Origin of the sequence: Kitasatospora sp. NPDC056327, from assembly GCF_042261735.1 — a bacterium.
Lineage (GTDB): Bacteria > Actinomycetota > Actinomycetes > Streptomycetales > Streptomycetaceae > Kitasatospora.
Genome location: NZ_JBHJRC010000008.1, coordinates 24,379 through 40,835, shown reverse-complemented (window position 1 = coordinate 40,835; position 16,457 = coordinate 24,379). Strand labels below are relative to the sequence as shown.

The 16,457-nt window shown below is 75.6% G+C and carries 18 protein-coding genes, 1 tRNA gene and 1 riboswitch; of the genes, 6 read left to right on the top strand and 13 right to left on the bottom strand.

What is annotated here, in order from left to right; translation table 11 throughout:
• Window positions 1–8: 8 nt before the first annotated feature.
• Both ACFCX4_RS02415 and ACFCX4_RS02410 read left to right on the top strand, forming a co-directional pair.
• Entirely contained in the window at window positions 9–518 is a 510-nt protein-coding gene (locus ACFCX4_RS02415; RefSeq protein WP_376138183.1) for a carboxymuconolactone decarboxylase family protein, read from the top strand.
• 10 nt (window positions 519–528) lie between these two features.
• Window positions 529–1,371 carry an isocitrate lyase/phosphoenolpyruvate mutase family protein gene (locus tag ACFCX4_RS02410; protein WP_376138182.1) on the top strand — a complete coding sequence of 281 codons (843 nt, stop codon included), beginning with the start codon at window positions 529–531 and terminating at the stop codon, window positions 1,369–1,371.
• On the opposite strand, the gene ACFCX4_RS02405 is transcribed toward ACFCX4_RS02410, so the two are convergent.
• The 9 genes from ACFCX4_RS02405 to ACFCX4_RS02365 all read right to left on the bottom strand — a co-directional run bounded on the left by ACFCX4_RS02405 (window position 1,361) and on the right by ACFCX4_RS02365 (window position 10,310).
• Complete coding sequence (locus ACFCX4_RS02405; protein WP_376138181.1) at window positions 1,361–1,618, bottom strand: hypothetical protein; 258 nt, start codon at window positions 1,616–1,618, stop codon at window positions 1,361–1,363. The two genes, ACFCX4_RS02410 and ACFCX4_RS02405, sit on opposite strands and share 11 nt — an antisense overlap.
• The gene (locus ACFCX4_RS02400; RefSeq protein ID WP_376138180.1) at window positions 1,615–1,881 is read right to left on the bottom strand and encodes a hypothetical protein; all 267 of its coding nucleotides are present in this window, start codon (window positions 1,879–1,881) and stop codon (window positions 1,615–1,617) included. Before ACFCX4_RS02400 ends, ACFCX4_RS02405 begins: the two co-directional genes overlap by 4 nt.
• 78 nt (window positions 1,882–1,959) lie before the next feature.
• Window positions 1,960–3,039 carry a cytochrome P450 gene (locus ACFCX4_RS02395; RefSeq protein ID WP_376138179.1) on the bottom strand — a complete coding sequence of 360 codons (1,080 nt, stop codon included), beginning with the start codon at window positions 3,037–3,039 and terminating at the stop codon, window positions 1,960–1,962.
• On the bottom strand, window positions 3,036–4,622 hold the full coding sequence (locus tag ACFCX4_RS02390; RefSeq protein WP_376138177.1) for a cytochrome P450: 1,587 nt from the start codon (window positions 4,620–4,622) through the stop codon (window positions 3,036–3,038). Before ACFCX4_RS02390 ends, ACFCX4_RS02395 begins: the two co-directional genes overlap by 4 nt.
• On the bottom strand, window positions 4,619–5,218 hold the full coding sequence (locus tag ACFCX4_RS02385; protein ID WP_376138222.1) for an ATP/GTP-binding protein: 600 nt from the start codon (window positions 5,216–5,218) through the stop codon (window positions 4,619–4,621). Before ACFCX4_RS02385 ends, ACFCX4_RS02390 begins: the two co-directional genes overlap by 4 nt.
• A gap of 52 nt (window positions 5,219–5,270) precedes the next feature.
• Entirely contained in the window at window positions 5,271–5,621 is a 351-nt protein-coding gene (locus tag ACFCX4_RS02380; protein ID WP_376138176.1) for a DUF742 domain-containing protein, read from the bottom strand.
• Window positions 5,618–6,031, bottom strand: a complete 414-nt coding sequence (locus ACFCX4_RS02375) for a roadblock/LC7 domain-containing protein (RefSeq protein ID WP_376138175.1) — start codon at window positions 6,029–6,031, stop codon at window positions 5,618–5,620. The genes ACFCX4_RS02380 and ACFCX4_RS02375 overlap by 4 nt, the downstream gene beginning before the upstream one ends.
• Window positions 6,015–7,772 carry an ATP-binding protein gene (locus ACFCX4_RS02370; RefSeq protein ID WP_376138221.1) on the bottom strand — a complete coding sequence of 586 codons (1,758 nt, stop codon included), beginning with the start codon at window positions 7,770–7,772 and terminating at the stop codon, window positions 6,015–6,017. The genes ACFCX4_RS02375 and ACFCX4_RS02370 overlap by 17 nt, the downstream gene beginning before the upstream one ends.
• Window positions 7,773–7,925: 153 nt before the next feature.
• On the bottom strand, window positions 7,926–10,310 hold the full coding sequence (locus tag ACFCX4_RS02365; RefSeq protein ID WP_376138174.1) for a SpoIIE family protein phosphatase: 2,385 nt from the start codon (window positions 10,308–10,310) through the stop codon (window positions 7,926–7,928).
• Window positions 10,311–10,496: 186 nt separating this feature from the next.
• Between ACFCX4_RS02365 and ACFCX4_RS02360 the strand changes: the two genes are divergently transcribed.
• Window positions 10,497–10,570: transfer RNA gene (locus ACFCX4_RS02360), tRNA-Ile, on the top strand.
• A gap of 113 nt (window positions 10,571–10,683) precedes the next feature.
• On the opposite strand, the gene ACFCX4_RS02355 is transcribed toward ACFCX4_RS02360, so the two are convergent.
• The 3 genes from ACFCX4_RS02355 to ACFCX4_RS02345 form a co-directional block, all read right to left on the bottom strand.
• Complete coding sequence (locus ACFCX4_RS02355) at window positions 10,684–11,253, bottom strand: TetR/AcrR family transcriptional regulator (protein WP_376138172.1); 570 nt, start codon at window positions 11,251–11,253, stop codon at window positions 10,684–10,686.
• 75 nt (window positions 11,254–11,328) lie between these two features.
• Window positions 11,329–12,156, bottom strand: coding sequence for an alpha/beta fold hydrolase (locus ACFCX4_RS02350; RefSeq protein WP_376138171.1), 828 nt, complete (start codon window positions 12,154–12,156; stop codon window positions 11,329–11,331).
• 118 nt (window positions 12,157–12,274) lie between these two features.
• Window positions 12,275–12,565 (bottom strand): YiaA/YiaB family inner membrane protein, encoded by a 291-nt coding sequence (locus ACFCX4_RS02345; protein ID WP_376138169.1) that lies wholly within the window; start codon window positions 12,563–12,565, stop codon window positions 12,275–12,277.
• A 245-nt stretch (window positions 12,566–12,810) separates the two neighbouring features.
• A riboswitch (cyclic di-AMP (ydaO/yuaA leader) is annotated at window positions 12,811–12,979 on the top strand.
• Window positions 12,980–12,991: 12 nt separating this feature from the next.
• Here ACFCX4_RS02345 and ACFCX4_RS02340 point away from each other — a divergent pair.
• On the top strand, window positions 12,992–13,858 hold the full coding sequence (locus ACFCX4_RS02340) for a M23 family metallopeptidase (protein WP_376138168.1): 867 nt from the start codon (window positions 12,992–12,994) through the stop codon (window positions 13,856–13,858).
• Between the two features lie 45 nt (window positions 13,859–13,903).
• Here ACFCX4_RS02340 and ACFCX4_RS02335 read toward each other — a convergent pair whose 3' ends face one another.
• Entirely contained in the window at window positions 13,904–14,845 is a 942-nt protein-coding gene (locus ACFCX4_RS02335; RefSeq protein ID WP_376138166.1) for a hypothetical protein, read from the bottom strand.
• 43 nt (window positions 14,846–14,888) lie between these two features.
• Here ACFCX4_RS02335 and ACFCX4_RS02330 point away from each other — a divergent pair, with 43 nt between their 5' ends.
• Together ACFCX4_RS02330 and ACFCX4_RS02325 are read left to right on the top strand one after the other, a co-directional pair.
• Entirely contained in the window at window positions 14,889–15,641 is a 753-nt protein-coding gene (locus tag ACFCX4_RS02330) for a GNAT family N-acetyltransferase (RefSeq protein ID WP_376138165.1), read from the top strand.
• Window positions 15,638–16,405 carry a sensor domain-containing protein gene (locus ACFCX4_RS02325; RefSeq protein WP_376138164.1) on the top strand — a complete coding sequence of 256 codons (768 nt, stop codon included), beginning with the start codon at window positions 15,638–15,640 and terminating at the stop codon, window positions 16,403–16,405. Before ACFCX4_RS02330 ends, ACFCX4_RS02325 begins: the two co-directional genes overlap by 4 nt.
• Window positions 16,406–16,457 lie beyond the last annotated feature (52 nt).

Below are 16,457 nucleotides of genomic sequence, written 5' to 3'. Positions count from 1 at the left end.
TGGCGGTCATGACGACCACGAACGACGACACCGCCGGCGCGACCGCCCCGGCCGCCACCGGCGCCCCCGTGCCCGCCCCCGCCCAGCGGATCTCGCTGCCCGACCTCGCGCCGGACTTCTACCGGGCGATGTCCGCGCTGGAGCGCGCCTCCCGCCAGGGCGTGGACCCGGTCCTCGCGGAACTGGTCAAGGTGCACGCCTCGATGATCAACGGCTGCGCGTTCTGCATCGACATGCACGCCACCGACGGGCTGAAGGCCGGTGAGCAGAACCACCGCCTGCTCTCCCTCCCGGCCTGGCGCGAGACGCCCTGGTTCACCGCCAGGGAGCGCGCCGCCCTCGCGCTGACCGAGTCGGTCACCCTGCTCACCGAGGGCCACGTGCCGGACGCCGTCTACGACGAGGCCGCCGCGCACTTCGCGCCGGCCGAGCTGGCGCAGCTGATCGCGCTGATCGTCACCATCAACGCGTGGAACCGGATCGGCGTCACCTCCCGCCTCAGCCCGGCCGCGAAGTAGGGCGGCGGCCGTGTCGACGGAACAGCGGGAGAAGGCGCGCGTCCTGCGGGAGCTCCACCGCCCCGGCGAGCCGCTGGTGCTCGCCAACGTCTGGGACGCGCTGAGCGCCCGGGTGGTCGCGGCCACCGGCGCCCGGGCGCTGGCCACGGCCAGCGCGGGCGTCAGCTGGGCGCTCGGCAGCGCGGACGGCGAGGCCGCCGACCGGGACGCGGTGCTGGCGCAGACCGCGCTGATCGTCCGGGCCGCCGGGCCGCTGCCGGTCAGCGCCGACCTGGAAGGCGGGTTCGCCGGCACCGCCGAGGGCGTCGGCGGGACGATCACCGCGCTGCTCGCCACCGGGGCGGCGGGCGTCAACCTGGAGGACGGCCTGCCGGCCGCCGAGGGGGTGGGCGTCCGGCCGCTCGCCGAGGCGGCCGGACGGATCGCGGCGGCCCGGGAGGCGGCCGGGGCGGCCGGGGTGCCGCTGTTCGTCAACGGCCGCACCGACGTCTTCCTGCGGCAGGTCGGCGAGCCGGAGGGCCGGCTGGACGAGGCGGTCACCCGGCTGCGGGCCTACGTCGAGGCGGGCGCGGACGGCGTGTTCGTGCCGGGCGTGGCCGATCCGGCGGTGATCGCCGCCCTGGTGGAGGCCGTTCCGGCACCGCTCAACGTGCTGGCCGGGCCGGGCTCGCCGTCCGTGCCGGAGCTGGCGGCGCTGGGGGTGGCCCGGGTCAGCCTGGGGCCGGGCCCGGCGAAGGCGGCGTACGCGGCGGTGCGCCGCGCCGCCGAGGAGGTGCACGCGCGGGGCACGTACACCGCGCTCGACGGCGGGCTCACCTACCCGGAGCTGCAGGGCCTGTACGTCAGGCCGTGAGCGACCCGACCGTGCCGACGGCGTGGTCGAGCAGGGAGCCGTGGGCGCAGGCCGAGGGGCCGGCGGCGTGGCTGCCGAGCGCCGGGACGACCGCCACCTCCTGGAGGCAGGTGGCCGCCGCGCCGAAGCCGGGGGCGGGCGCGGGGGCCGTCGGGCCGCCCCCGGTGAACGCGGACGCGGGCGCCGGAGCGGCGGCCAGCGCCAGCGCGGCCAGGGAGAGCGCGCCGGCCCACCGCGCGCCGGTCACAGGCCGTGCCCGATCTGGCCGCTGAGGCCCGGGTGGGACATCTGGTCGGTGCCGATCGCCTCGACCTCGCTCGCGGCCTTGCCGACCAGCGGCAGGCTCTTGGCCTCGTGGATGACGAGGTCGGCGGGGGAGAGGGTGAGCCCGTTGGACAGGCCGCCGAGCGCGTCCGGCGAGGCGGCGGTGGAGGTGGCGGCGGACGCGGCCGGCACGGCGGCGGCGAGACCGGCCATGGTGAGGGCGGCCAGGGTGGCGAGTTTCTTCATGAACCCCCCAACGACCCCGGCCGCCCTCGGTCACAGCAATCCCCGGTCCGTCACCCGGAGTCCGTCACCCGCAGCGCTTCACCCGGTGACCGTCACCGGGAGCGTCCGCACGCTGTTGCTGACGAACGACCCGATCGGCTCCGGCGCCGGCCCGTCCGCGAGCGCCAGCGCGGGGTAGCGCTCGAACAGCAGCCGCAGCGCCGTCTCCGCCTCCAGCCGGGCCAGTCCGGAGCCCAGGCAGAAGTGCGGGCCGTGCCCGAAGGACAGGTGCCGGTTGGGCTGCCGGGTGATGTCGAAGCGGTCCGCGTCCGGGTAGTGGGTGCCGTCCCGCCCGGCGGCCGCGTACGAGGCGAGCAGCGCCTCGCCCCGGCGGATCACCACGTCGCCGACCGGGATGTCCTCGGCGGCGTAGCGCAGCGGGAACTGGCCGACCGGCGAGTCGTGGCGCAGCGTCTCCTCGACCGCCGCCGACCACGGCACCGTCCCGTCCAGCACCAGCCGCAGCTGGTCCGGGTGGGCGAGCAGGGCGCGGACGGCGTTGGTGATCAGGTTGAGCGTGGTCTCGTGACCGGCCACCAGCATCAGCAGCAGCGTGCCGACCAGCTCGGCCTCGCCGAGCCGGTCGTCGTCGCTGCGGGCGGCGATCAGGTCGGTGGTGAGGTCGTCGCCGGGCTCGGCCCGCTTGGCGGCCACCACCGAGGCGAGCAGCGCGAACAGCGAGCGCTGCGCGGCGACGGCGCTCTCGGGCGTGGCGGAGCTGGAGACCAGGGTGTCGGAGAGCTCGTGCAGCTCGTCCTGCTGCCTGGGCGGCAGGCCGAGCAGCTCGCCGATCACCTGCATCGGCAGCGGGTAGGCGAAGTGCTCGCGCAGGTCGAACGGGCCCTCCAGCTCCGCCGTCCGGTCGAGCAGGGCGGTGGCCCGGGCCTCGATCGCGGGCCGCAGGGCGGCGACCCGGCGCGGGGTGAACGCCTGGGTGACCAGCGCGCGCAGCCGCCGGTGGTCCTCCCCGTCGGCGGTGATCATGCCGGGGACGGTGACGAAGGTGATCAGCGGCCAGCCCTCGGGCAGCCGGCCCTCCCGGAACGTCGTCCACAGCCGCGGGTCCTTGCCGACGCGCGGGTCGGCGAGCAGCCCTTGCAGGGTGTCGTGGTGGGTCACTGCCCAGACCACCACCCCGCCAGGGAGCTCCACCAGGACCGCCGGCCCGGCTTCCCGGAGCCGGGCGTTCTCCCCGTGCTGGTCGCGTCCGAAGGCGTCGAGCCGGACGGGAGCGCTCCCGTCCCCGCCGGTTCCGGTCGCCCGGTCGGGTCTGCCGGTGCCGGCGTCGGCTGCGGTACCTGCGGCGGTGTCCATGCGGAGGGCCTCTCGGGGGCTGGCGGGCGGGGCGGGGTGAAGGCGCTGTAGAGCACCGGCAGGCTGGCCAGGGCGCGCGACCACGGGGACGGCCGCCAGGCCAGCTCGTTCGGGGGCACGGCCAGTTGGAGGTCCGGCAGGCGGTGCAGCAGGGTCTCGACGGCGGTCTCGACGATGATCCGGGCCGGCTGCTGGGCCGGGCAGACGTGTTTGCCCGCGCCCCACGCGAGGTGCGCTCGGTTGCCGCCGAACGCGGTGTGCCCGGGCGTGCCGGGGCCCTGGGCGGCCGGGTCGGCGTTGGCCGCGGCCAGGCCGAGGACGAGCATGTCGCCCCGGGCGATGTACTGGCCGCCGAGGATGGTGTCGCCGGTGGCCCAGCGGCCGGGGAAGTTCTGCGTCGGCGGGTCGCGCCACAGCACCTCCTCCAGCGCGTCGGCGACGGTCAGCCGGCCGCCGGTGAGGGTGGCCCGGAAGCGGCGGTCGGTGAGCAGCAGCCGCAGCGTGTTGCCGGTCCAGCAGATGGTGGTCTCGTTCCCGGCGACCATCATCACCACCAGGTGGTGCACCGCCTCCTCGTCGGTCAGCGCGGCCGGGTGGGCCAGCAGCCAGGAGGTGAGGTCCGCGCCGGGCGTGGCCCGGCGCTGCCGCACCAGGTCGACCAGGAGCGTCTGGAACTCCTGGTTGGCGCGCACCGATTCGGCCCCGCTGTCGGCGATGTGGCTGATCAGCCGGATGAGGTGGGTGCCGGCGTCGGCGGGCAGGCCGAGCAGCTGGGTGAAGACCAGCAGCGGCAGCCGGCGCGCGTACTGGGTGACCAGGTCGGCGGTGCCGTCCGGGCCCCAGCTGTCGATCAGTGCGTCGGCGGCGGCCTCGGTGGTCTCGCGCAGCTGCCGGTGGTCGATCCGGGCGAGCGTGTCGGCGACGGCGGCGCGCAGCCGCTGGTGCTCGGCGCCGTCCAGGTTGAGCAGGGTGGGGCGCCAGGAGGTCATCGGCTGGAGCCGCGAGTCGGCGGCCAGCCGGCCTTCGGCGGGCACCCGCCAGCGGCGCGAGTCCTTGGAGAACAGCGCCTCGTTGCGGGTGAGTTCGAGCAGTTCGGGGTAGCCGAGGACGAGCCAGGCCTCGACGCCGGGCTCCAGCTCGATCGGTGCCACCGGGCCGTACCGGGCGCGCAGCCGGGCGTACAGGCCGTGCGGGTCGTCGGCGACGGCGGCCCCGTACAGCGGGGTGAGCGGCACGCCGACGGGCAGCCCGCCGGGCACCGTCCCGGCGTGGGCGGTCCCGGCGTGGGCCGCACCGCCGTGGGCCCCGCCGCCCGCGTGCGCGGGGCAGCCGGGCGGCGGCACGGCGGCCCCCGGCGCACCGGGCGCACCGGGCTCGGGAACGTTCATCGCTGCAGCTCCAGGACGGAGGTGCGGTGCAGGTGGTCGACGAAGTCGATCAGCAGGTCGTACGAGGCCCGCCGGTCCCGGGCGTCGGCGTACAGGATCGGGGCCTCGGGCAGCAGGTCCAGCGCCGAGCGCAGCTCCTCCTCCGGGTACGTGGGCGTGTCCGGGAAGGTGTTGACGGCGACCGCGAACGGGATCTGCTGCTCCTCCAGCCGGCCGAGCACGTCGAAGCTCTCGTCCGGGCGGCGCAGGTCGACCATGGCGATCGCGCCGAGCGCCCCGCGCGACAGGTCGTCCCAGAGCGGCCAGAACCGCTGCTGGCCGGGCGTGCCGAACAGGTACAGCGCGAGCCGCGGGTTGAGCGTGATCCGGCCGAAGTCCAGCGCCACCGTGGTGGTGGTCTTGCCGCCGCGCCCGGTGAGGTCGTCGACGCCGGCGCTGGCGGCGGTCATGGTCTCCTCGGTGCGCAGCGGGGTGATCTCGCTGAGCGAGCCGACCAGCGTGGTCTTGCCGACCCCGAACGGGCCGGTGACGAGGATCTTCACCGCGCCCTGGACGGACGGCGGCAGGTACTGGGGTTCGGCGGGCGGGCCGGACACCGGGTCGGGGACCGCGCCGGGAATCGTTCCGGGGACCGGCCCGGCGATCGGGTCAGCGGAGTTGGCGGAGGCCAACGAGCACCTCTTCCAGAAGAGTGGTGGGCAGGCGCTCGGCCTGCGGGACGGGCGGGAGGACCTGGACGGCGCCGAGGTCCCAGAGGTCGCCGACCAGCACCTTGACGACGCCGAGCGGCAGCCCGAGGTGGGCGGCCACCTCGGCGATCGACAGCAGGCTGCGGCAGAGGTCCAGGATCCGCTGGTGCTCGCGGTTGAGCAGGGCGTCGTCGGGCAGTGCGGGCCGGTCCGGCAGGGCGCTGACCAGGCTCTCGACGGCCAGCTCGGCGCGGGTGGACCGGCTGCGGCCACCGGTGATGACGTAGGGGCGGACCGGACCGCCGCTCACCGGTGGCCCCCCGCCGCGAGGTCTGCGCGCGGCGGGCTCGTGAGGTGGGTGCCGATCCGCTCGACGAGGACCTGCATCTGGTAGGCGACCAGGCCGGCGTCGACGCCCTCGCCGGTCACCACGGCCAGGTGGGCGCCGGCTCCGGCGGCGACGACGAAGAGGTAGCCGCCGCCGTACTCGATGATGATCTGCCGGGTGGCGCTGCCGTGACCGCCGAAGCCCTGGGCGACGCCCCGGGCCAGCGACTGCAGGCCGGAGCAGGCGGCGGCGAGCCGTTCGGCGTCCTCCCGCACGATGCCCTCGCTGCGTCCGATCTCCAGGCCGTCGTTGGACACCACGACGGCGTGCTGGACCTCGGGGACGTTGATGATGTCGGCGAGCAGCCAGCCGAGGTCAGGGGTGGTGGTCATGGAACTCTCCGGAGCGCTGGGGAAGCTGGGGGGAAGCGGGAAGGGAAGGGTCGTGCGGGGCCGGGGAGTGGCCCGGGGAGGGGAACCGGTTCTCGTCGTACCGGCCCCGGGGGTGGGCCTGGTACGCGTCCGGGCCCGGGTGGGCCTTCGGGTCCGGGTACGCCGCGGGATCCGGACGGGTGGCCGGGTCCTGCGGCGCGGCGGGGCCGGCGTACGCCTGCGGGGCGGGGGAGTTGGCCCGGGCGGCCGAACGGCCGCTGGCGGTGCCGGCCTGGAACATGGTCATGAACGCCTGCGCCTGCCGGGCCGACCGGTAGGGCGGGGCGGGCGGCGGGGTGCCGGCGTTCGCGGCGGGCCGGCCGGCGGCGCGGCCGCGGCGGTGGCTCCGGCGGGGCAGCGGCGGCGGGGCGGCGTCGGCCGGCGGCGCGGGAGGCGTCGCGGCGGGCGGCGGGCCGGCCGGGGCGGCGCGGCCGCCGGCGGGCGGGTAGCCGGTGACCGGCGGGTACGCGGGCGGGTACCCGGAGGCCGTCGCCGGGTCGTAGGGCGCCGGGTCGTGGGGCGCCTGGCCGTGGGGCGTCGGGTCGTACGGTGCCGGGGCGTCGTACGGGGCCGAGTCGTACGGCACCGCGCCGTGGGGCATCGCGTCCTGCGGGACCGCGTCGTAGGGCATCGACCCGTAGGGCGCGGGGGAGTACGGCGCCGGGTCGTGGGTTCCGCCCGGGCCCTGGACGCCCTGTCCGGGGGCGCCGGCCCGTCCGGGCCGCGCCGGGCGGTGCGGCGCGGCCGGCGGGATGTCGCGGCGCGGGCCGCTCCCGAACACCGCGTCGTCCAGGCCGAGTCCCGGCACGGTCGGCGGCAGCGGGTCGGTGAGCAGTGCGTTCGGCAGCAGCACCACGACCCGTACCCCGCCGTACGGCGAGGGCGCGGAGCCGAGGGTGACCCGGAACCCGTACTGGTCGGCGAGCCGGCCGACCGCCGCCAGGCCGAGCTGCGGGACCTCGCCGAGTCGGGACAGCTCCAGGGTGGAGCCGCCGGCCAGGGCGGCGGAGGCCTTGGCCACGGCCTGCTCGGGCATGCCGACACCGCCGTCGTCGATCTCGATGACGGCGCCGTTGTGCACGGGCATCAGCGCCACGAACACCTGGGTGCTGGGCGGGGAGTAGCGGGTGGCGTTGTCCAGCAGTTCGGCCACGGCGTGGATCAGCGCCTCGGCGGCCGCGCCGACCACGGCGGTCTCGATCCGGCTGCGGATCATCACCCGCTGGAAGGGCAGGATGCGGGACTGGGCGCCGCGCACCACGTCCTCCAGCGAGACCGGCTCGGGCCAGTGGCGTCCGGCCCGGGCGCCGCAGAGCACGGCCAGGGTCTGGGCGAGGCGGGCCTGTTGGGCGGCGGCGTGGTCGGCCTTGAGCAGGCCCTCCAGCAGGGCCGGGTCGTCGTGGGTGCGCTCCATCTCGTCCAGCAGGGCCTGCTGGTCGTGCGCCATCACCAGGATCCTGCGGGCCACGCTGAGGAAGGCGCGCTGGGTGGAGGCGTTGAGCTCCTGCTCCTGCTGGACGGCGGCCAGTTCGGCGCCGCGGCGGGCGAGTTCGGCGTCGAGCTGCTCCCTGAGCCGGGTGATCTCGCGCTGCTGCTTGACGACCCGGCGGCGCTGGGTGGCGGAGACCGCGCGGTAGCGGGCGGCGGCCACGAGGGCGAGGGCGGCGAGCACACCTGTTGCCGTTGCGCACCACTGAGTCATCGTCACGCCGCGAATTCTAGGGTGATGATCCTACGAAGGTGTGAACGGATCCCGCCAAGTGACCGGATCTCGTCGATATCCTGTCAATACCGTGCCAATCCAAATTGCTTCGGGCCCGATCGGACGGTGCGTGGACCCCCGACCGGTGTCCCGTCAGCCCCTCTGGTGCACAGCCGACAACCGGTGCAACAGCAGTAACGCGACATCGTCCGGACGCGAACGCCGTTCGGTCACGTTGAGGGTGAGCAGATCGGCCAGCCGTTCCAGGGCCGGACCGGGCTCGACCCGGACCGGACCGGCGTTGCGCGCCCACAGTTCCAGCCCGCCGAGCATCCGCTGCACGGACTCGTCGTAGTCCTCCTCGCGGTCCTCCACCAGGCCGTCGGTGTAGACGAGCAGCGTCTCGCCCGGCGACAGGTGCTCCACCGCCAGCGGGTACGGCCGGTCCGGGGCGACCCCCAGCGGCGGACCGCCGGGCAGGTCCAGCTCCACCGCCCGGGCGTCCTCGGTGACCCGCACCGGCGCCGGGTGCCCCGCCCGGGCGGCCCGCAGCGTGCCGTCGGCCGGATCGAGGGTGAGGTAGAGGCAGGTGGCGAACAGCTCGGTGTCCAGTTCGGCGAGCAGCCGGCTGGTCCGGGCCAGCGTGGCGGCCGGGTCGTGCCCGTCGGTCGCGTACGCGCGCAGGCCGCTGCGCAACTGGCCCATCACCGCGGTGGCCTCCGCGTTGTGGCCCTGGACGTCGCCGATCACCAGACCGATCCGGCCGTCCGGCAGCCGCAGCAGGTCGTACCAGTCGCCGCCGATCTGCATGCCCTCGGTGCTCGGCAGGTAGCGGGCGGCGCTGGCGATCCCGGGCAGCCGGGGCAGGGTGCGCGGCAGCATCGCGCGCTGCAGCTCGGTGGCCCGGTGGTGGTGGGTGTCGTAGAGGCGGGCCCGTTCCAGGGACTGGGCGAGGATCCCGGCGAAGGCGGAGTAGAGGGTGCGGTCGTCGCGGCTGAAGACCCGCTCGGTGGCGAAGGTGATCAGGCAGGAGCCGACCTGCCGCCCGGAGGCGACCAGCGGCAGCACCGCCCAGGCGGCCGGGGTGAGCCGGCTGCTGGCACCGTTCGTCCGCCCGCCGCCGTCCTCGCCCGCGCCGCCGCCGGTCCCGCAGATCGTCCCGGTGCCCGCCGGCCGTCCCCGGCCGCGCACCCGCACGCGTCTGGCCGGCTCGCTGAACAGCGGGGCCGAGCGGGCCAGGGCGCGCTGCATCACGCCCTCCGAGAGGTCGGCCAGCCGGGTCAGCTCGGTGCGCCGGGGCCCGCCGTAGACGGTGTGCGAGACGGGCAGCAGCCGGCCCTCGTCGACCAGGTCCAGGACGATGCTCGCCGCCCCGAAGGCGGGCCGGGCGACGTCCGTGACGGTGGTGGTGACGTCCCGGACGGTGACCGCCCGGGACAGCGCCCGGGTGAGCGCCAGCAGCAGCGCCGACCGGGCCGCGGCCGAGGAGGCCCGCTCACCGCCCACCCCGGCGGCGTGCCGGGCGGACCGCTCCCCGCGGGGACGTTCGTCGGGGGCGCGCCCGTGGTCGAGGTCGGCGATCAGCCCGGAGATCCGGACCGGCCGGCGGTGCACGTCCAGCATGACCTCGCCGGTCTCCTCGATCCGGGTCACCCCGCCCGCCCGGCGCGGCACCCGGTAGCGGATCCGGTACGGCCCGCCGGTGGCGAGCGCCTCGGCGAGCGCGGCCTGGACGTCCGGCAGGTCCTCGGGGTGGACGACGAGGTCGAGGTCGGGAGCGGGCGCCGGACCGCCGTCCTCCGGCGCGGGCCGGCCGACCAGCCGCAGCGCCTGGGCGTCCCAGTAGGTCTCGCCGGTGACCAGGTCGCGCTCGAAGGCGCCGTGCCCGGCGGCCCGGACGGCGAGCGAGAGCAGCGGGTGCGCCGTCCCGGAGGCCGGGTCGCCGCCGGGCCCCGGTCCGGGGCGCACCCCGTTCGCCGGGGTGCCGGGCGCTCCGGGGGGCCTGGCCGGGGCCGGGCGGGCATCCGTCCGGGCGTGCTCCAGCAGGTGGGCGAGCCGGTGCGCGCAGGCGTCCGCGAGGGTCTCCAGCACGTCGAGGTCGCGCCGCGGGACGGTCCCCCGGTGGGCGAGCGCGAGGGCCAGGACGCCGATCGGCCGCTCGTCGACGAGCAGCGGCAGGGTGACGATGGCGACCATGCCGGTGCCCATCCCGGCGTTGCGGTTCGGGTAGTCGACGCTGGTGCGTTCGGGGCTCAGCAGGTAGGGACGGCGCAGCTTGAGCGCCATCGCGGCGGGCAGGTCACTGGCCGGGTCGACCACGCTGTAGCGTTCGTGGGCCCAGTCGGGCAGACCGTGCGAGGCGGTGAGCCGGAGCGTTCCGGCGGGGTCCAGCAGGTAGAGCGCCGAGCCCTCGCCGGTGATCCATCCCGGCCCCTCGGCGAGCACGGTGGAGAGCAGGTCGGCGGCGCTGGTGCAGCCGAGCAGTAGGCGGACGCAGCGCATGGCGCTGCGCGCGGTGGGGCTGCTGCGCGGGTCCACGGGATTCCCGGCCTCTCCGGTTCCTTATGGGGCAGTTAATTCTTAATACCTTATTTCTTAAGCCTGTGGTGGGTGGGCAGAACGGCAGGCCCCGTGGCACCTGTTCTCCCGGTGTGCGGACACCCCCCGCGGGTCCGGTACCCTTCTCCGTACGACGTGCCGCCGTGAGGCGGGGTCGGACGGTACGGGGCTATAGCTCAGACGGTTAGAGCGCTTCCCTGATAAGGAAGAGGCCACAGGTTCAAGTCCTGTTAGCCCCACACCAGAGCGAAGGGCCCGGAGCATCCCGCTCCGGGCCCTTCGGCGTTCCCTGCCGCCGTGCTGTGCTGCCGTGCTGTGCCGCCTGCCGCTTGCCGCCGTACGGCGGCCGCGCTCAGGACCGGGGCCAGTCGCGCAGACCGGCGGTCAGCACGGTGATCAGGCGGTCCTGGGTCGTCGTGAGGTCCTCGGCGAGCCGGAAGGCGCCGCCGGTCGACAGCGCGGCGAAGCCGTGGGCCGCCGCGCGGAAGGTGCGCGCGGCGTGGATCGCCTCGGAACCCTCCAGCCCGTACTCCCGGAGCACCGCGACGATCACCCCGACCAGCCGGGCCGCGGCCGCGGCCAGGTCCTCGTCCGGCTGCGGGGCCTGCGGCAGCGCGGCGTACCGGTGCGGGTGCTCGGTGGCGTACGCGTGGTACGCGCGCAGGACGGCGGCGACCGCGGCGTCCCCGCTCCGGCCCAGCGCCGCCTCGGCGAGCCGGTCGGCCAGCTCCCCGGTCACCCGGACGGCGATCAGCCGGCGCAGCTCGGCCAGACCGCCGCTGACGTGCTTGTACAGCGAAGGGCCGGCGACCCCGGCCCGGGCGGCGACGGCGGCCAGCGTGAGGGCCTCGGGGCCCTGGTCGTCGATGAGGGCGAGGGCGTGGCCGACGACCTGCTCGGGGGTCAGTCCCACTCGGGGCATCGCGGTTCTCCTGGGAGGGCTGGGGACGGTCGGGGGGCTGCCGGGGCCGGGCCGGCCGGGGCGGCCGGGCGGTGCTCAGACCAGGTCGGCGAGGAAGGTGAGCAGCGCGTCGGCGGTGGCCCGCGGGTGGTCCGCCATCGGGTAGTGTCCCGCGCCCTCGATCATCACCTTGCGCGCGTTCAGCGCGGCGGCCTGCCGGTCGGCGACCAGCTCCGGCCGGGGGAAGTCGGGGTCCTTCGAGCCCATCACGACCAGGGCCGGGCAGCGCACGGCGGCGGTCCAGCCGGCGGGCGAGGAGTCGCCGTGCACGTAGCCGCGGGTGGCGGCCTTGCGGCCGGGGGTGCGCATCGCGGCGACCAGCCCGGCCACGTACTCCTCGTGGTCGGCCGGCCTGGGCCCCGGGTAGGCCGCCTTGCGGTGGTAGAGGCCCCAGAACGCGGGCGAGTGCACCAGCAGTGCGCCCATCGCGCCGACCACCAGGCGCTGCAGCGCGGTCGGCGGCACGTTCTCGACGAAGGCGTCCAGCAGGACGATCCCGGCGACCCTCCCGGGCGCCTCCCCGGCGGCCCGGACGACGCTGGCGCCGGTGTACGAGTTGCCCGCCAGCACGGCCCGGTCGATGTCCAGGTGGTCCAGCAGGGCGAGGACGTCACCGGCGATCGCCGCGGGGGAGTAGTCGTCCCAGTGGATCGAGGACTCGCCGAACCCGCGCAGATCCATGGTGATCACCCGGCGCCCGGCGGCGGTCAGCAGCGGGCGCAGGTGGCGGTAGGCGGCCCGGCTGTCGAGCATCCCGGGGAGCAGGACGACCGGGACGCCCTCGCCGTGGCCGGTGTCGTCGAAGGCGATCCGCCCGCCGGGCAGATCCAGGTGACGGGTGGCGGGGGCGACGGTGCCGTTCATGGGTGCCTCCTCGGGCGGGGATCGTCGGCGAAGCGCCGATAGCCATAAAGCTAAGGCTAATAGCCTTAGCCGTCAAGCTATTGCGCCTCTCTTCCGGTCCGCCGGCCGGGCGGACCGGTCAGACCCCCTCCACCCTGAACGGGTCGTGCTCGGTCAGCAGCTTGTCCAGCCGGGCCTGGTCGACCCTGGTGACGAGCTCGGTGGTCTCCTGCCGGTCCCGGACCACCTTGGCGAGGGTGAAGGTGGAGGTGATCGTGTAGAGCAGGCCGACGGCGAGGAAGGCCCGGGTCCACGGCCCCACCGGGAGGAAGGCGATCCCGAAGCCGAGGGCGGTGGCGGAGAGGGCGAAGGAGAGCACGGCCTGGATGTGATAGGCGGCCGTGGTGCGGGACTGCATCGGTGTGCTCATGGCGCCAGGATGGCCGCGGATCCGCGCCCGGCACATGAGTAGGGGTACTCAGATGGGGGGTCGTTCGTTGACGTCCTATCACGTTCGGTAGTGTCAGTTGTCGTCAAACGTCCCAAAACGCCCATCGGGCCGCGTGGTGCCCGGTCCGTATCCCGCCGTCACCAACGGATGGCTTGGAATCGGGGGCCTCTCGGATTAACGTTTGATAACGCAGCGCGGTCCTCAACGCCGTACCCAGACGGCACCGTGCGCCGTCGCCTAATCCCGCCGGCCGGCCCAAGGGCAGGCCAGGGAGCCGGGGAACCACGTTCCTTGGGGTGAATCGGCAGGCCCCGGCACCGTCCGGGACCAGCCGTAGGAGACCTTCCTGCTCCGAACCCGTCAGCTAACCCGGTAGGCGCGAAGGAAGGAAAGGAGCGCGCCTCCGTGGCGTCGACGCACACCCCGGCACACCCCTCCGGCTCCGCCGGTACCCAGCTGCTCGACCACCCGGGCCCCTTCGGCGGTCCCGGTCCGTTCGCGGGCCCCGCCGACGAGACGGCCCCGCCCGCCGTCGAGACCAACCGGCACCGGATGCCCCGTCAGGGCCGCGGCACCGCTCCGCTGCTCGGCGTCACCGCCGTCGCCGCCACCCTGGGCGCCACCGGCTTCGCCTCGGCCACCCCGGCCGCCGCGCCCGCCGTCGAGTCGCCCGACGAGGCCCCGGTCGCGCTCTCCGCGGACCCCGGCCTCGCCCTCGCCGCCCGGATCCAGCTGCAGGCCGACAGCCAGCGCACCGCGGCCGAGGAGCAGGCCCGCGTCCAGGCCGCCCAGGAAGCCGAGGCCAAGCGCGCCGCCCAGGTCGCCCAGCAGGAGCAGGCCAAGCGGGTCGCCGAGGAGGCCGAGAAGGCCAAGCTCGCCGCCATCACCCTGCCGGTGCGCAACTACCGGCTCTCCGCCCACTACGGCCAGAGCGCCCGCTACTGGGCCAAGCTGCACACCGGCCTCGACTTCGCCGCCGACACCGGCGAGCCCGTCCTCGCGGTCGGCCAGGGCACCATCACCTCGGCCGGCTGGGCCGGTTCCTACGGCTACCGGATCGTCGAGACCCTGCCCGACGGCACCGAGATCTGGTACTGCCACCTCTACTCGATCAGCAAGGCCTCCGGGAAGGTCCTCCCCGGCCAGCAGATCGGCAAGGTCGGCGCGACCGGCAACGTCACCGGCTCGCACCTGCACGTCGAGGTCCGCCCCGGCGGCGGCGCCCCCGTCGACCCGGAGAGCTGGTTCGAGCAGCGCGGCGTCAGCCTCTGACGCCTCCCGGCCCGGAGACCCCGGCCCCTCCCGGGAGCGGTGCCGCTACTCCCCGGGGCCCACCGGCCCCCCGGCGTGCCCGTCCTCCTGCTCGTGCCCGTCCTCGCTCCCGTCCGCCTGCTCCAGGCCCGCCAGATAGGCGTCGATCTCCGCCTGCCCCGGCTCCGGCGCCAGCTCCGGGAACTCGTTCACCAGCAGGCCCGGCAGCCCCGGCACCGTCCACGTGCCCGCCAGCTCCAGCGCCGCCAGGGCCGCGGCCTCCTCGAACGCCCCGAAGTCCCCGGCCAGTTCGTCCGGCATCGGCCGGCCCAGCGTGGTCAGCTCCGCCAGGTTCCGGTAGCTGCGCCGCATCAGGCCCTGCTCCAGCAGCCGCCGCGCGCCGTCCGTCGCCATCCCCACCGCCAGCGTCCGGGCCCCGGCGTACCAGCCCCCGTCGTCCACCGGATCCAGGGTGCCGTCCTCCTCCAGCGCCGAGAACGCCGCCGACCGCTCCTCCTCCGGCAGCGCCCGGAAACCCTCCAGCCAGGCCCGCACCGCCGCCCCGTCGCCGGTGTCCACCCCGGCCGCGCGCAGCAGCAGCGTGTACAGCCGGGGCCAGGTCACCAGGTCCGCCCGGCGCAGCAGCCCGGCCGCCACCTCGCCCTGCCACTCGGCCTCGGCGTGCAGCCGCTCCTGCCGCTTGGCGTTCAGCCGCTTCGCCGCCCGCTGGTGGTCGATCAACAGCCGCACCGCCGCGCCGTACGCCAGCGGGTCCTGGCCCGGCTCCGGCTGGACGTACAGGTACAGCCGCTCGTACAGCAGGTGCTCCACCGCGGCGGAGGTCAGCTCGGGCCAGCCGTCGTGCACCCTGCCCCCGCCCAGCTCCAGCAGCGCCAGCACCGCGCGCAGCGGGGCCCCGGCGACCGGCTCGCGGCCCTGCGCCTCCGCCCAGGCGAGCAGGTCGGCGGCCTTGGTGCGCGGGGCGAGCCGCAGGTCTTCGTCTTCCATAACCACGAACCGTAACCGCTGGTCGGGGATAGGGTCGGGAGCCATGGTCCCCGTCCGACTCACCGGCCCCCGGCTGGCCATCCGCGAGTTCCACCAGACCCCCGAGGACGCGGACGCGCTGCACGCGGTGTTCGGCGACCCGGAGGCGACCCGCTTCCTCCCGTTCGAACCGCGCGACCGCGAGACCTGCGCCGACCAGATCGCCCTCTTCCTGGAGGAGGCGGAGAAGGAGGAGCGGGAGGTCTACCGGCTGGCCGTCACCCGCCTCGCCGACGCCGACGACCCGGCCCGCGCCGTCCCGATCGGCAGCGCCGCGCTCGGCCTCGCCCCGAACCGCGCCGCGTCCCTCGGGTACGCGCTGCGCCGCGACGTGTGGGGGCTCGGCTACGCGGGCGAGGTCGTCGGGCTGCTGTGCGGCCTGGCCTTCGGGACGCTCGGCCTGCACCGGCTGGAGGCCCGGACGGACGTCGGCAACACCGCCTCGGTCCGGGTGCTGACCAGGGCGGGCTTCCGGCTGGAGGGCCGGGTCCGGCACGACTTCCCGCGCCACGACGGGTGGCGCGACGCGTACCAGTACGCGCTCCTCGCCGACGACGTCCGGCCGGGCGCCGGGCCGGGGTCCGCCGCGGGTCCGGCGGTGCGCGGGCGCGCCGTTCAGGGGGGGATAACCCCACCCCGGTCCGGCGGGGAGCCGGATGTCGGCCGCCTCGCGTTCCTGACAGGCTTCAGGGGTCGGAAGGACCCGTCCGACGAGCCCGAACCGCGACCGACCCGAGGGACCGAGAGCCGGCCATGAGCACCCACACCATGTACCGCACCGAGGACGACGCGTACGACGGCCGCCCCGGGTACGACGCGTACGGCGGTGACGACGGCGGTCAAGGCCGCCGCGCCGTCGCCCGGCGCACCGAGGACCCGCCGTACGCCTGGCGGGCCCCCTTCACCTCCTACTTCTACCGGGAGGTCGGCTTCACGCTGACCGGCCTGCCGGTGGCACTCGCCGGCTTCGCCGTCTCCGTGGCGATGTTCTCCATCGGCCTCGGCACCTTCGTCACCGTGCTCGGCGTGCCGGTGCTGGCCGCGCTGACCACCACCGCCCGGGGCTTCGGACGGCTGGAGCGCTCCCGGGTGCGCGGCCTGCTCGCCCTGGACGTGCCCGCGCCGGCGCCGGTCAAGCCCGCCCGGCCGGGCTTCTGGGGCGCCGCCGTCGCCCGCCTCGCGGACGCGGCCGGCTGGAAGGCCGTCGTCCACCAGGTGGTGATGTTCCCCTGGGCGATCCTCAGCGCGGTGATGTCGGTGACCTTCCTCTGCATCGGTTGGTCCCTGGCGCTCTACCCCGTCTACCACTGGGTCTTCCCGCGGTACACCGACTGGCCGGGCTACCGGATCGTCAACTTCGTCGAGGACGACGGCAGCCAGTACGCCTACTACATCCAGTCGCCGCTGCAGATCGCCGCCGTCTGCCTGCTCGGGATGCTGTTCGTCTTCCTCACCCCGCAGCTGGTGCGCGGTCTGACCAACGTGAACCGCCTCGCCGCCCGCGGCCTCCTCGGCCGCTGAGGGCGGGCCGCCCGGCGGCCGGAGCGCCCCCGCCCGCGCGGACGCCCCCGGG

Coding starts and splice junctions, on each gene's coding strand:
- ACFCX4_RS02325 (WP_376138164.1), top strand. CDS start 15,638: ATGAGCACCCACACCATGTACCGCACCGAGGACGACGCGTACGACGGC.
- ACFCX4_RS02355 (WP_376138172.1), bottom strand. CDS start 11,253: ATGCCCCGAGTGGGACTGACCCCCGAGCAGGTCGTCGGCCACGCCCTC.
- ACFCX4_RS02370 (WP_376138221.1), bottom strand. CDS start 7,772: ATGACTCAGTGGTGCGCAACGGCAACAGGTGTGCTCGCCGCCCTCGCC.
- ACFCX4_RS02415 (WP_376138183.1), top strand. CDS start 9: ATGACGACCACGAACGACGACACCGCCGGCGCGACCGCCCCGGCCGCC.
- ACFCX4_RS02375 (WP_376138175.1), bottom strand. CDS start 6,031: ATGACCACCACCCCTGACCTCGGCTGGCTGCTCGCCGACATCATCAAC.
- ACFCX4_RS02330 (WP_376138165.1), top strand. CDS start 14,889: ATGGTCCCCGTCCGACTCACCGGCCCCCGGCTGGCCATCCGCGAGTTC.
- ACFCX4_RS02400 (WP_376138180.1), bottom strand. CDS start 1,881: ATGAAGAAACTCGCCACCCTGGCCGCCCTCACCATGGCCGGTCTCGCC.
- ACFCX4_RS02390 (WP_376138177.1), bottom strand. CDS start 4,622: ATGAACGTTCCCGAGCCCGGTGCGCCCGGTGCGCCGGGGGCCGCCGTG.
- ACFCX4_RS02350 (WP_376138171.1), bottom strand. CDS start 12,156: ATGAACGGCACCGTCGCCCCCGCCACCCGTCACCTGGATCTGCCCGGC.
- ACFCX4_RS02335 (WP_376138166.1), bottom strand. CDS start 14,845: ATGGAAGACGAAGACCTGCGGCTCGCCCCGCGCACCAAGGCCGCCGAC.
- ACFCX4_RS02345 (WP_376138169.1), bottom strand. CDS start 12,565: ATGAGCACACCGATGCAGTCCCGCACCACGGCCGCCTATCACATCCAG.